The sequence below is a fragment of the Paractinoplanes brasiliensis genome, from assembly GCF_004362215.1.
GTDB lineage: Bacteria > Actinomycetota > Actinomycetes > Mycobacteriales > Micromonosporaceae > Actinoplanes > Actinoplanes brasiliensis.
Genome location: NZ_SNWR01000001.1, coordinates 6,875,160 through 6,888,194, shown reverse-complemented (window position 1 = coordinate 6,888,194; position 13,035 = coordinate 6,875,160). Strand labels below are relative to the sequence as shown.

Sequence of the window (13,035 nt, the reverse complement as noted above, 5' to 3'; positions counted from 1 at the left end):
GGAGAACCCCTAGTGATCGGCCATTCCGCTTCCTCGCTCGCCGCCGACCAGCGCGCCATGAACAGCGTGGTGGCCGGCGACACCCATGACCCGCACTCGGTCCTCGGCGCCCACCCCGGCGGCGGGAGCACGGTGATCCGCACGCTGCGCAAGGGCGCCAAGGCGGTGGCCGTGGTGCACGAGGGCGAACGCGTCGAGATGACCAAGGTGCACCCGGACGGCATCTTCGCCGCCGAACTGCCCGGCACGGTCCTCGACTACCGGCTCGACGTCGACGGCGAGGTGACCGACGACCCGTACCGTCACCTGCCCACGCTGGGCGAGCTCGACCTGCACCTGATCGGCGAGGGCCGGCACGAGAAACTGTGGAAGGTGCTGGGCGCGCAGCCCCGAGGCGCCGCCGGTCAGGGTGTCGGGTTCGCCGTGTGGGCCCCGGGCGCCCAGGGCGTGCAGGTGATCGGCGACTTCACCGGCTGGGGTCCGTACGACGGGTGGCCGATGCGCTCGCTGGGCTCGAGCGGTGTGTGGGAGATCTACCTGCCGGAGGCGCGCATCGGCAACAAGTACAAGTTCAAGATCCTCGGACGGGACGGGCAGTGGCGCGAACACGCCGACCCGCTCGCCCAGCACACCGAGGTGCCGCCCGCCACGGCTTCGGTCGTCTACGAGACCGCGTACGAGTGGGCCGACGACGACTGGATGGCTCGGCGCGCCACGAAGCAGTGGCACGAGGAGCCGATGAGCGCGTACGAGGTGCATCTGGGCTCGTGGCGGCCGGGTCTGTCCTACACCGAGCTGGCCGACCAGCTCGTGGAGTACGTGGTGGAGGCCGGCTTCACGCACGTCGAGCTGATGCCCGTGATGGAGCACCCGTTCGGCGGCTCCTGGGGTTACCAGGTCACCGGCTACTTCGCCCCCACGTCGCGGTTCGGCACCCCCGACGAGTTCCGCCACCTGGTCGACAAGCTGCACCAGGCCGGCATCGGCGTGATCCTCGACTGGGTGCCGGCCCACTTCCCCAAGGACGAATGGGCCCTCGCCCGTTTCGACGGCACCCCGCTGTACGAACACGGCGACTGGCGCCGCGGCGAACACCCCGACTGGGGTACGTACGTGTTCGACTTCGGCCGCAAAGAGGTGCGCAACTTCCTGGTCGCGAACGCGCTCTACTGGTGCGAGGAGTTCCACGCCGACGGCCTGCGGGTCGACGCGGTGGCCTCGATGCTGTACCTGGACTACTCCCGCAAGGACGGCGAGTGGTCTCCCAACCAGTACGGGGGCCGCGAAAACCTCGACGCGATCAGTTTCCTGCAGGAGATGAACGCGACCGTCTACAAGAACTACCCCGGCGTCATCACGGTGGCCGAGGAGTCGACGGCGTGGCCCGGCGTCACCCGCCCCACCCACCTGGGCGGACTCGGGTTCGGCTTCAAATGGAACATGGGCTGGATGAACGACACCCTGTCGTACATCGAGAAGGAGCCCATCTACCGCCAGTGGCACCACCACCAGATGACCTTCGCGACGGTGTACGCCTGGAGCGAGAACTACATCCTGCCGATCAGCCACGACGAGGTCGTGCACGGCAAGGGCTCGCTGACCGGCAAGATGCCCGGCGACCTGTGGCAGAAACTGGCCAACACGCGGGCGCTGCTGGGCTTCATGTGGGCCTTCACCGGCAAACAGCTGCTGTTCATGGGCGCCGAACTGGGCGACCTGCGCGAATGGAGCGAGGAACGCGGCCTCGACTGGGACCTGCTGTCCGACCCCCAGTTCAGCGGCGTCCAATCCTTGGTGAAAGACCTCAACCGGGTCTACAAGGAAACCCCCGCCATCTGGACCCAGGACACGTCGGCGAGCGGCTTCCGCTGGATCACCAGCGAGGACTCCCAGCACAACACGTTCTCGTTCGTCCGCTTCCCCCCGAACGGCGCCCCGCTGGCCTGCATCGTCAACTTCGCCGCGATCCCGCACGAGGGCTACCGCATCGGCCTGCCCCGCCCCGGCCGCTGGACAGAGGTCATCAACACCGACAGCGACCTCTACGGCGGCTCCGGCGTAGGAAACCTGGGCGGCGTCGACACCGACCCCCTCCCCTGGCACGGCTTCGACCACTCAGTCTCCCTGCGCGTGCCACCCCTGGGCGCCATCTGGCTCCGCCTGGAGGAGTAACCCTCTTCGCACGGTGGGCCCCTCCCCCACTGTGGGCTCCTTCCCGCCGCCGGCCCAATCTTCCCGCCGTCGGCCCGTTTCCCGAACGGGCCGACGGTGTTTTCTTGGTTCGATTCACGGCCTTGACCACAGCATGACGAGTTGCACCCACCCGCAACCGGACAACGGCCTGCGAATTCACCGCAACCACAACAAGACCGCAAACACCGCGACCGGTCGGCACCTCGACGCCTCGATCACCGACGGCATCACCATCATGACCGGCCGGCTGTTCGATCACGCTCAGCGCCGCGACCAGCTCACTCAAAAACAACGTACCCACCTCGCCACGGCGACCAACAGGCAGCCCAGCGTGTTGTAGTAGGCACGTCCGGCTGGGTCGCGCCTGGGCGTTGTCGCCGCCGGAGGCCCCGCAGCTGCCATACCGCCCGCCCCAGCCCTGTGCGACGTCAACGGCATCACCATCGCACCCGCCAACGGCTTCGTCCCGCTGCTGCCGGCCCGCAGCGTCTCGGTGTCCACCGCCACCATGGTGAAAGCGGAGGTTGTCGCGGACGCGGCCGTCGACGCGGGCGCTGAGATGCGGCTCGGCAGCCGGGCGACGTTCGCCCTGATCGTCGTGCCGGCCGGGACCACCACGATCCAACCGTGGCTACGGGTCAACGGAGCCACCGGCAAGCGGGGAAGCTACCTGCACCGGCGCCTCACGCTGGAGTCGGCCACCAGCTGACCCCCGGCCCGGCTCGGCGGCCGAGGGGGGCCGTCGAACCGGGCCGGAGCAGGTGGACGCGCTCGTCCTGGCGCGGCGGGCCGTTACGACACCTGACGCGATCCCGCCGCGTCCGAAATCGTTACCTCAGACGCAGGTGAGGTACGGGATACGGAAGGTGCCGTACGGCACCGCGTGGATGACGGTGACCTTCTCGGTCCAGACGGTCGGCGCCAGGCAGCCAGTGGCCGGATCGTTGGTCACATTGTTGGTGTTGGACGAGCCGCCGAAGCAGAGAATGCTCGTGATGGTGCCGTTGACGGAACTGGGCAGCCCGACGCCGCCACCCTGGACACACTGCCACAGGGGAATGGTGTCGGCGGCGGTGGCCGCCTGGGCCGCGGTGGGGACGGCGACGAGGGCAGCCACGGCGGCGGTGGCGGCGGCGAGCGCGAGGATCCGGTGGCGCATGGTGAACCTCCAAAAGGGGAGCACTAGCGAACACCGTCCATGGTGTAGCCACCCGGCGCGACCGGGACCCCTGAACACACCCCTATTCACCTCGGGGCTCGGACCAGGGAAATTAGCTTCGCATGGTGCAACGCCCGGCCGACTTCGGCTTTGCATACGAACTGTCTGCCGGGCATCCGGTCGGCGGTTCGCCTGGGTCTGGCGTCGCGACATCCGCGACTTCAACCAACAGCAACCCACCGCCAGGGGCGACCCGGGTGACCTGCTCGTGCACAACCGAAGGTGTTAACACCAAAACCAAACTGCTGAAGCGCCAAATGTATGGATAAGCAGGATTCACTCTTCTCCGCCACCGCATCCTGCTCGGATAACCTCACCCACCGTCACCACCGCAAGTGAGACAGAGCCGTTCGCGTTACGGATCCCCCGCTACCGCCTGTGGACAACTGGCGGAGGCGGGACACCGCAGGCGAAGCCCCTGTGGACAAACAGCCTTGATCAGTTTGACAGCGGTGTAGGTTCTGCCCCCTCGTCCCGGGGCGGGTGGGGGAGGCGGCGGCAGCTCTACATGCAAGACCGGTTAAATCACGATATTTCAGGCGCTTTGAGTAATCCTGATGGGCGTTCGAGTGGGACCGCCTGGGTGGGCGTACAGGGTGGCGCTGCGTGGGGGCACTGCGTGCGCGGACCACGTGCGGGGGACAACACGTGCGCGGACCACGCGCGGGGGACAACACGCGCGCGGACAACGCGCGGGGGACAACACGTGCGCGAACAACACGTGCGCGAACAACACGTGCGCGGACAACACGCGCGGACAACACGCGCGGACAACACGCGCGGACAACACGCGCGGACAACACGCGCGGACAACACGCGCGCGGACACCCCGCACGTGCGTCCGAACAGGGCGCCGAGAAAGGTCACCTGCCCTGCGAGGCCGAGCCCGGCAATGTTTTCGCATCGGCACATCAGGGTCTACGCCAGTCAGGCGGTGATAGGGGGGTGCACTCATTCCGGCGGAGTGGGTGCAAGGGAATGACGGGCGGCGCAGCACACTACCTCGGCCAGTCGCCGCGGGTTGTGGGTGTGTCCCCAAGTGGACAGGCGGGTATGCCTGTTAGACCCTTATCAATAGGTTCGGGGAAACTCCTTTCGGCTCGTTGGGCGGCTGGCCGTCTTGCGGGTCCGGGGCGATCGGAGGAACAGCGTGGAAGCAAACGAACCCGAGGGCGTCGACCTGCGAGACCTCCAGGACCTGAATGACGATCTGCTGGCCGAGCTCAGTCCGGCCCTGCGGGCGGCGATCGAGCGGGTTTACTCGCCCGATGCGCTGGAGGGGCCGGGGGGTTTCAACTCGTTCGTGGACGCCGACCTGTAGACCAGCCATCCGTACGGCGGCTCAGGGGGCCGGCTGATGAACGTGTCCTGGCCCGACGGCCTCGACGTGACGGCGCTGACGGCCCGTGGCTGGGTGCCGAAAAGGTTCAACCAGTTCGTCGTGAAGGTTCACAGCCGGTGCAATTTGGCGTGTGGGTACTGCTACGTCTACGAGTCGGCTGATCAGGGGTGGCGGGCCCAGCCGCGGGTGATGAGTGAGGCCGTGTTCACGACGGCGTGCCACCGGATCGCTGAGCACACCGGTGAGACGGTCAGCCTGGTCTTCCACGGTGGCGAACCCCTGCTGGCCGGCGCCGAGCACCTCAACAGGCTGGCAGAAAGAGCCACCACGATCATCGGATCCGAGAGACTGCGGCTCGGCATGCAGACGAACGGGCTGCTGTTCGACGAGCCGGTCGCCGAGGTTTGTGAGCGCTGGAACATCCGGGTGGCCGTCAGCGTCGACGGTGACCAGGCGGGGCATGACCGCCACCGGGTGTTCAGGGACGGGCGCGGCAGCCACGCCGATGTTCTGCGCGGCCTGCACGTGTTGCGAGGACATCAGCGCCTGTACGCCGGTCTGCTGTGCACCGTGGATCTGCGGAACGACCCGATCACCACGTACGAGGCCCTGGTCGAACTCGGACCGCCGACCGTGGACTTTCTGCTGCCTCACGGCAACTGGAGCACTCCCCCGCCGGGGCGCGTCGAGGGCGGCCCTCCGGCGTACGGGGAATGGCTGTCTTTGGTCTTCGACAGATGGTTCGACGCACCGGCAGAAGAAGCAACCGGGCCGGGACAGGAAACAAAAGTACGGCTGTTCGACGATCTGCTCGCGTTGACGCTGGGTGGCACGGGCACGTCGGAGTCGGTCGGGTTGCAGCCGATCCGGGTGGCCGTGATCGAGACCGACGGGACTGTCGAGCAGGTCGACACGTTGAAGACCGCGTTCGCGGGCGCCACCCAGGTGCGTACGGCCGGTGGCAGCAACCCGTTCGACGCCGCGCTGTTGGCTCCGCAGATCGTGGCCCGGCAGCTCGGCCGGGACGCCCTGAGCGCCACCTGCCGGGCCTGCTCGATCCACGAGATCTGCGGCGGCGGCAACTACACCCACCGCTTCCGCGCCGGCGAAGGGTTCCTCAACCCGTCGGTCTACTGCCCTGACCTGAAGTTTCTCATCGACCATGTCCGGGCGCGGGTGTCCGGCGAGCTGGCGAAGATCGGCACGAGGAGGCGGCCCGGTGGAGTTTGACCCCGAGACCCTGGCCCGCGACCTCGGCACGGGCTTCGGCACGCCGGACAGCCTGGCCGCGCTCGCCACCGGTCAGCGCCGCAAACGCCGGGTGCTGTTGCGCATGCTGGTCAACGACGCCGCGAAGGCCGGGCACACGCTGGAACCCGACATCCCCGACGAGCTGCTCGACTACCCGAACGTCGGCGCGTGGCTGGTCCACTGCATCCGGCGGCTGGCCCATCAGACCGGCGACGAGGTGCCGCTGGAGGCCGACCTCGGCTATCTCGGCTGGCTGAGCACCGCGTACGCGATCACGTCGCGCCACAAGAGCAGCCACACAAGCAGCCACACAAGCAGCCACAAGAGCAGCCACACGGGCAGCCACACAAGCAGCCACACGGGCAGCCGTGAGAACAGCCGCGAGGACAGCCGTGAGAGCAGCGTCGACGTGGTCGTCCGGGACGGGGCGGTGATGTTGCCGGGGCTGGGGCTGGCGCGGCTCGCCCCGCCGGGGGTGCACGGGCGGGCGACGGTGACGGTGGCGCCGGGGCGGGTCGAGATCGTGCACGAGGACACCCGGCTCGTGCTGCGTGACCTGGGCAGCGAGGCCGACGAGCGGTGGTTGCCGCTGCGCCGGCTGGGAACCACGTACTCGACACTGCGAACGGTGTATCTCGACGACATCGACCCGTTTCGCGACATGTCCGACCCGTACACGAAAGCGCAGTTGACCGGCCCGCCCCCGCGGCTGACGGCGGCTCAGGCGGCGAGCTGGTCGAGGATCTTCCACGGCGCCCTCGAGATCCTGCGGCAGCAGTTCGAGGAGTATTCGACCGGGATCGACGAGGTGCTGCGCGCGGTTGTGCCGTTGACGGCGGAACCGGTGCCCAACGGGGTCAGCAACACCAGTTTGCACGCGTACGGGGGTGTGAACATGAGCGCCGCCGGCGGGCCGCACCAGTTCGCGCTGACCCTGATCCACGAGTGTCAGCACGCCAAGCTGGCCGCCCTGACCGACCAGGTCGAGCTGCAGAAACCGTCGGCAGTCAAGGACCTGTACGCCCCGTGGCGCGACGACCCGCGGCCGCTGTCGGGGCTGCTGCAAGGCATTTACGCGCACCTGGGCGTGACGGATTTCTGGCGTACGTTCCGCAGGACCGACGCCTCCGGAAAGGCGGAGGTGGAGTTCGCGCGGTGGCGCACCCAGGTGCGGCAGGCGCTGCTCGTGGCGGGTGCGTCGCCGCTGCTCACCGAGGCCGGCACGGCGTTCGTCGCGGAGATGAGCGCGGCGGCGGCCCGCTGGTCGAGCGAGCTCTTGCCCGCCCGGCTCGAGTCGCTGGCCCGCGAGTCGTCGGCCGGGCACCTGGTGGCCTGGCGGGTGCGGAACATGACCGTCGACGTCACCGGTCTGGTCGAGCGGTGGCGGGCCGGGCTCTCGCCGGGCGAGCTGCCGGAGTCGAGCGTCGCGCCGTCGGACGTGCCGCCGCGTTCCCGGCTGCCGGTGGGCCTGCTCAAGATGGGCGTCGCTGCGGGTGAGGTGCCCGCCTCCGACCAGGCGTACGTGGACGGCGACTACGAGCGGGCGCTCGCGCTCTACACCGAAGAGGTGGCCACGGACGACACGCCCGAGGCGTGGGCCGGGCTGGCGCTCAGCATGCGGCACCTCACGGAGGAGGCGTCGGTTTCCGCCCTGTTCCGCCGGCCCGAGGTGGTCGCCGCGGTGCACCGGGCTGCGCCGGGCGACATCGTCCAGCTGACGGCGTGGCTGTCGTCGTGATCCTGCAGAATCGGCGGTTCCTGGCGTTGTGGAGCGGCAACGCGCTCTCGCTCGTCGGCACGGCCGGTGTCCGCCTCGCGTACCCGCTGCTCGCTCTGGCCCTGTTCGACTCGCCCGAACTGGCGGGCTGGGTAGCGTTCGCCGCCACCATCCCCACGCTGATCCTGCAGGTGCCGGCCGGGCTGCTCGCCGACACCGTCAACCGGCGGTTGCTCATGCTGGCAGCGCAGGCGGTGGGTCTGGCGGCCACGACCGCCGTGCTGCTGGCGTCGGTGCTCGACCTGCGCGGGCTCGCCGTCATCCTGGTGGTGGCGGCCGTGCTCGAGGGCTCCGCGTTCGTGGTCTTCGGCATCGCCGAGGTGGGTGCGGTCCGCGACGTAGTCGACGAGCGCGAACGTACGGTGGCCTTCTCGTTCCTGGAGGCCGAGCAGCCGATCGGCATCCTGGCCGGGCGCGCGGTCGGGGGTGCGCTCTTCGACCTGTCCCGCTGGGCGCCGTTCCTCTTCAATGCTTTCTCGTACGTGTTCTGCCTGCTGACCTTGGCCGTCATGCCCCGGAAACTGTTCGACCCGCGGCCCTCGTCGCCGTCCGCGCCCGGCGTCAGGCGCTTCTGGCGGCGCATGGGCGAAGGGCTGGTCTGGATGTGGCGCATCCCGTACCTGCGGCTGACCGCGATCGTCACCGGCTTCACGAACATGCTGTTCCAGTGCGTGATCCTGATGATCCTGGTCATCGGCACCCGCGAGGGCCGCCCGGCATGGACGGTCGGCGCGATCCTGGCCGCGGCCGGGGTGGGTGGCATCCTCGGCTCGCTCGCCGCGCCCCGCCTGGAACGCCGGTTCTCGCCGCGGGCCCTGTTCCTGGGCTGTGTCTGGGTGTGGACGGTGCTGCTGGCGATGATCGCGGTCAGCACGCACACGGTCGTGCTGGTGGTCGCGTGGGCCGGCGTGGGCGCGGTCGGCACCGTCGTCGCGGTGACGTTGACCGTGAACCGGGCCCGGGCCGTGCCCGATTCGGCGCTGGGCCGCATCGTCAGCGCGGCCTCGGTCATCACCGACGGGGCCGTCCCGATCGGCGCGGTGCTGGGCGGCTACCTGCTCGCCTCGGCGGGCGCCGAGACCACGGCCTGGATCCTGCTGGCCGCCATGCTGGCCGCGGCCCTGGTCTGCACCCGGCTGCTGCGCCCGGCCCCGGTCGACTCGCGTTCCCAGCTCTCGCCGTCCCGATGAGGCCCCTTCGCACGTGCTTCCGGCCCCGTACGGACCGCGCGACACCCGGCTGCGGCGTACCGCCGCCCTCAAGGCCCGCGGCGAGGACGACTTCCCCGTCCCGCCTACCATGTACGAGATCTACGCCGCCACCGCCCACGACACCGGCGCGCCGCTCACCGAACGCATCAGCGCGGCCGTCAACCTGGCGGCCCATCACGGACGCCACGACCGCTCGCCGGACGAGATCGCCCCCTGGGCCGCCCTGGCCGTCCGCCTCCTGGAATCCGGCGCGCCCGGCCCCGTCCTGGCCAGCGCGGCGTGGCGGTCGATCAGCTTCCTGCCGTACTACCGCAACGACCACACCGCCGTACGGGAATTGCTCGACGAGGCCGAACGGCTCGCGCTGGCCGCCCTCGGCGCGGGCGAGCACCTCATCGCCGTCGAGAACCTGCGCCTGCTCTACCAGACCAGAGGACGCGCGGCCCGTGACCGGTCGGCGGCGGAGCACTACTATCGCCGCGCCATCGAGCTGGACCCCGACGACCCGCAGACCCGCATCACCCTGGGCGACCACCTGCTGCGCACCGGGCGGCCCGATCAGGCGTACGAGGTCTTCGCCGTCGCCGCCGAACTGGGCGCGCCGTACACCCGTCACGCCCGCTCCCGGATGAAGGCCTGCCGCTAGACGTGCCGCCATTCGTCCAACCACCGTCCGGCCGTACGGGAGGGGTCTCTGAGCGGGCGCAGGGACATGTCGGGTGGCGCACACTGCCGACACTCTGAGTATCCGTGAGATTACTTGGAGGGATTCATGGAGTTGCCGGCCGTCAACAAGGGGCACATGACATACGCGCTGCTGGGGCGCACCGCCCGGTTGCTCCTTTCAACCGTTCTGGTGGGGCTGCTCGCCGGAGCCGTCCTGATTTCACCGGTGCTGCTGCGGCTCATCGACGACGGCGGCTCGGACTGGAATCGGCTGGGCGATATTGGACAGTCGTACGGGCCGGCGGCGGCTCTGTTCTCGGCGTTGGCGCTGTGCGTGGCGGTGCTGGTGCAGCGGCGGCAGATCCGGCAGGAGCGCATTCGCATGGCCCGAGAGATGCATGCCGACGCCCTACGGACCGCCATGGACGACCCGGTGTACGGGCAGTGCTGGGGATCCCGGGTTACGCCGGAGGGCGTGGAAGAGAGGCTCTTCTACTACACCAACATGGTGATATCCACATGGCTCTATGCATGGGAGTGCGGGGAGCTCAGCGACGGCGCCGTGCGCGCCTATGTCCGCTCCATGGCGGACAGCGAAATTCCGCGAGCATACTGGCGGCAGTACGGGACCTGGCGATTGCGCGCCGCTCACGGCACACGGCGCCGCTTCCTCGCAATGGTGGATGCGGAGTTCAGATCGGCGGAGGCAGCCGGACCACCTTCACGTGCGGTAGAACCGGCGCGCGGCAGCAGCACTGCGTGCCTGGCACCCTGCTGCCGCCGCCGCGGCGCGCGACCTTACCTTCCCCCGCCCGGCAACGACCGCACCATACGCAGGAAGTCGCGCCACTGATCCGGGGTCAACCGAAGCACTTCATCGGGTTTCTGCGAGTTGCGCAGGAGAACCCCGCTCTCCACCCTGGCCACCTCCACGCAGTGATGATCCGAAATACAACGAGAACTGCGTCGCCACCGCGTTGAACCGCTGAATTCCTCAGACACGGACAAACACCTTTCGTAGAACACGAAAAGGGCGGTGTCCGGAGTGGAACTCCGTGCACCGCCCTGGAGAAGCAGGGACCAGTGATCAGGAAGGCATGGGACTGGGGATGGCCGTCGAGGGCGCGGCCGCGCCGGGTGGACGATCAGGCGGCGGACTCGGATCGGTGAAGGCATCCACCGCGTTGAGTTGTGCCGGCGGAGGGGCGCTTGCTGTTGGCGGCCGGTCCACCGGCAGGAATTTTCCGCCGACAACCTGACACTCACGAGCCGAGCTGGGCACCTCCGCGAAGACCGAGAGGCTCGACCACCCCTCGGACGGAACGTTGACCTGCTTCTGCAGCTCGCCCGGTCGTAGCCGAACGCGCATTGCCCCCGGCCGCCCATCGGCCGCCGTCCCGATGATTCGCCAGCTGCACGTCTGTTTGCCGTCCGTCGACTGGAGCGCGACCACGTACTCCCATTCGTCCGACACGCTCAGGTCGACCTCGAGTTCTGGCGATACAGAGGACGCCGCCTCCAATGACGCGCCGGCGGAGAACTGCGCGTCGATCGGCGGAAATATGCGAGGTTCGCGCAACGCGAGAGACTCCTTGAACGGCGGCGCGGGAGTCGCCCCCCACACCAGTCGTCCGTTGTTCACCTGGTGAAATGCGAACACTCCGCTGAAGGCTGCGACGCCGGCCATCGCTGCGGCCGCGAGTCGCCGACCTGTCCTCGACGGTTCCCTCCGCTTCCCGACCGGCGCATCACAGCAGTCGTCAATTTCGTTTTCCTCCGTGGACTGCCAGACAAGGACATCCGCCTCGGCCTCGGGCAACCCACACCGAGCGGCGATGTGCAGGCATTCCGGGGCGATGAGCCGTTCACCTTCGAACCACAGCCGATGGCCGATAACGTGTAATTCCTCGGCTGCTTCGAGACGGAGAATCCGAAACTGGTTTTCGGTGATCTTCCTTGGGTGGCGCTGTCGCAAATTCACCATGTCGCTCCTAACATCACATCAACGACGAAATTGCGATCCGATCATCGCCCTGGCCTCGAGATAGTGGCGCTTGAACTCGTCGCGACCGATCCCGGTAACTTCTCGCGCATCTGCCTCGTTGAACCGCTGAAATCGAAAGAGGAGATAGACCCACCGGTGCATATCTGAAGGAAGTGCGACCACTGCTGGATGAATCTTCGGACACGTCATCTCGTGGCGTTGCATAAGGTGGTCCAAGGCCTTGCCGTGCCGCTTCGGGTCAATGAACGCCGCACGCCACCAGGGAACCAGGTATTTGCAGGCCGCGAGAAGCGCGGCATTGATCGCACTGTCACGTTCCTCGGCGAAATCCGGCGGTTCGAATGCCTTGGCCAGCTTGACGATGAGTTCCGAAGGGTCGCTTCCAGGCGGCGTGCGCACTGGAATCTTGTCGCACAATGCAAGATACAGCAGGCTGCGCACTTGCACTTTTTCGCGCTCTGAAAGTGGCGTCGTCATGGAGGTTACCTCCTGAAGTCAATAAAGAAGGCCCTGGCTCAAGAGCCAGGGCCTGGTGCGGATGCGTGAACGGATCAGGTAGGTATCGGCGTGCAGACGCTGAGGCATCAAGGTCCACCCATCAGCGGCGGTGCAAAGCTAGCATAGGCGTGCTAGACGGGCAAACCATGCTGAAACCTTCTGGGCGCACGACTGTTCCGCACAATCAACGCTGCTAGTGCCGATGGGTGACGGGGTTCCACACTCCTGGACCGCCGGGGCGGCGAACCTCCTGCCGACGCGCGAGTACCGACGCTCTCAGTACAACGTCGAGCTCAGTGGAGGTCATCGAGCAGCGACGCGACAATCGGGCCATGAGAGGGCTGCCCGGGGTCACGCTTGTGCCGTTCACCGGGGAGTTGTTGCCGGCGGTGCAGGTGTGGTTCGCCGATCCGGAGGTGCAACGGTGGCTGGGTGGTCCGGAGTGGCCGGCTCAGGGGCTGCGCATGCGGGGGCACGGCATCGGTGAGGAGTTCCGCGGGCGGATCGTGCTGCGGGAGCACACGTGGGTCGCGCTCGACGACGAAGGGCGGCCGGTCGCCTACATCGGCGGTGACGTCTACGACCGGTGGGGGGTGGAAATGGGGCCGTCGATGGGGCTCGCCTACGTGGTCGATCCGGGGCGGCGACGACAGGGGTACGGGACGGCTGCGCTGCTCGCTGTGACGGCGGCGCCCGAGACCGCGGACGTCGTGCTCTTCGCCGCGGGGATCGAACCGGAGAACGTGGCCAGTGTGCGGTGTGCGGAGGCCGCCCGGTTCCGGCCGGACGATCCGGAGCCCGACTTCGAGGGAATTGTTCATCACATCAGCAGGCGTAAACCGGATGACCGAGGTCGTGGGGCCGGTTAGCTTC

General features: G+C 68.1%; 14 protein-coding genes. 10 read left to right on the top strand and 4 right to left on the bottom strand.

Features of this window, described 5'->3' with window-relative positions:
• The first annotated feature begins 57 nt into the window (after positions 1-57).
• The 3 genes from glgB to C8E87_RS30755 all read left to right on the top strand — a co-directional run bounded on the left by glgB (position 58) and on the right by C8E87_RS30755 (position 2,902).
• Positions 58-2,172: a 1,4-alpha-glucan branching protein GlgB gene (gene glgB, locus C8E87_RS30765; RefSeq protein ID WP_133877180.1), complete on the top strand. Its 2,115-nt coding sequence runs from the start codon at positions 58-60 to the stop codon at positions 2,170-2,172.
• A gap of 133 nt (positions 2,173-2,305) precedes the next feature.
• The gene (locus C8E87_RS30760) at positions 2,306-2,533 is read left to right on the top strand and encodes a hypothetical protein (RefSeq protein WP_133876316.1); all 228 of its coding nucleotides are present in this window, start codon (positions 2,306-2,308) and stop codon (positions 2,531-2,533) included.
• Between the two features lie 168 nt (positions 2,534-2,701).
• Complete coding sequence (locus C8E87_RS30755) at positions 2,702-2,902, top strand: hypothetical protein (RefSeq protein ID WP_133876315.1); 201 nt, start codon at positions 2,702-2,704, stop codon at positions 2,900-2,902.
• Between the two features lie 126 nt (positions 2,903-3,028).
• Here the strand turns inward: C8E87_RS30755 and C8E87_RS30750 are convergent, their stop codons facing one another.
• A complete protein-coding gene (locus C8E87_RS30750; protein ID WP_133876314.1) occupies positions 3,029-3,352 on the bottom strand; it encodes a hypothetical protein in 324 nt (107 codons plus the stop codon).
• Positions 3,353-4,562: 1,210 nt separating this feature from the next.
• Here C8E87_RS30750 and C8E87_RS43905 point away from each other — a divergent pair.
• The 6 genes from C8E87_RS43905 (at position 4,563) to C8E87_RS30720 (ending at position 10,512) form a co-directional block, all read left to right on the top strand.
• Complete coding sequence (locus C8E87_RS43905) at positions 4,563-4,733, top strand: hypothetical protein (protein WP_166661294.1); 171 nt, start codon at positions 4,563-4,565, stop codon at positions 4,731-4,733.
• A 36-nt stretch (positions 4,734-4,769) separates the two neighbouring features.
• Positions 4,770-5,984 (top strand): FxsB family cyclophane-forming radical SAM/SPASM peptide maturase, encoded by a 1,215-nt coding sequence (locus C8E87_RS30740; protein ID WP_133876312.1) that lies wholly within the window; start codon positions 4,770-4,772, stop codon positions 5,982-5,984.
• Entirely contained in the window at positions 5,974-7,743 is a 1,770-nt protein-coding gene (locus tag C8E87_RS30735) for an HEXXH motif domain-containing protein (RefSeq protein WP_166661293.1), read from the top strand. Before C8E87_RS30740 ends, C8E87_RS30735 begins: the two co-directional genes overlap by 11 nt.
• Positions 7,728-8,972, top strand: coding sequence for an MFS transporter (locus C8E87_RS30730; RefSeq protein WP_166661292.1), 1,245 nt, complete (start codon positions 7,728-7,730; stop codon positions 8,970-8,972). Before C8E87_RS30735 ends, C8E87_RS30730 begins: the two co-directional genes overlap by 16 nt.
• Before the next feature lie 13 nt (positions 8,973-8,985).
• Positions 8,986-9,639 (top strand): tetratricopeptide repeat protein, encoded by a 654-nt coding sequence (locus C8E87_RS30725; protein ID WP_133876309.1) that lies wholly within the window; start codon positions 8,986-8,988, stop codon positions 9,637-9,639.
• 126 nt (positions 9,640-9,765) lie between these two features.
• Positions 9,766-10,512 (top strand): DUF6082 family protein, encoded by a 747-nt coding sequence (locus C8E87_RS30720; protein ID WP_133876308.1) that lies wholly within the window; start codon positions 9,766-9,768, stop codon positions 10,510-10,512.
• On the opposite strand, the gene C8E87_RS46835 is transcribed toward C8E87_RS30720, so the two are convergent.
• Genes C8E87_RS46835 through C8E87_RS30705 form a run of 3 tightly spaced genes read right to left on the bottom strand, consistent with a single transcriptional unit; the run spans position 10,458 to position 12,141 of the window.
• Positions 10,458-10,835, bottom strand: a complete 378-nt coding sequence (locus tag C8E87_RS46835; RefSeq protein WP_133876307.1) for a DUF397 domain-containing protein — start codon at positions 10,833-10,835, stop codon at positions 10,458-10,460. The two genes, C8E87_RS30720 and C8E87_RS46835, sit on opposite strands and share 55 nt — an antisense overlap.
• Positions 10,747-11,643: a hypothetical protein gene (locus C8E87_RS30710; RefSeq protein ID WP_133876306.1), complete on the bottom strand. Its 897-nt coding sequence runs from the start codon at positions 11,641-11,643 to the stop codon at positions 10,747-10,749. Before C8E87_RS30710 ends, C8E87_RS46835 begins: the two co-directional genes overlap by 89 nt.
• An 18-nt stretch (positions 11,644-11,661) precedes the next feature.
• Positions 11,662-12,141 carry a hypothetical protein gene (locus C8E87_RS30705; RefSeq protein WP_133876305.1) on the bottom strand — a complete coding sequence of 160 codons (480 nt, stop codon included), beginning with the start codon at positions 12,139-12,141 and terminating at the stop codon, positions 11,662-11,664.
• Positions 12,142-12,494: 353 nt separating this feature from the next.
• Between C8E87_RS30705 and C8E87_RS30700 the strand changes: the two genes are divergently transcribed.
• Positions 12,495-13,031 carry a GNAT family N-acetyltransferase gene (locus tag C8E87_RS30700; protein ID WP_133876304.1) on the top strand — a complete coding sequence of 179 codons (537 nt, stop codon included), beginning with the start codon at positions 12,495-12,497 and terminating at the stop codon, positions 13,029-13,031.
• Positions 13,032-13,035 lie beyond the last annotated feature (4 nt).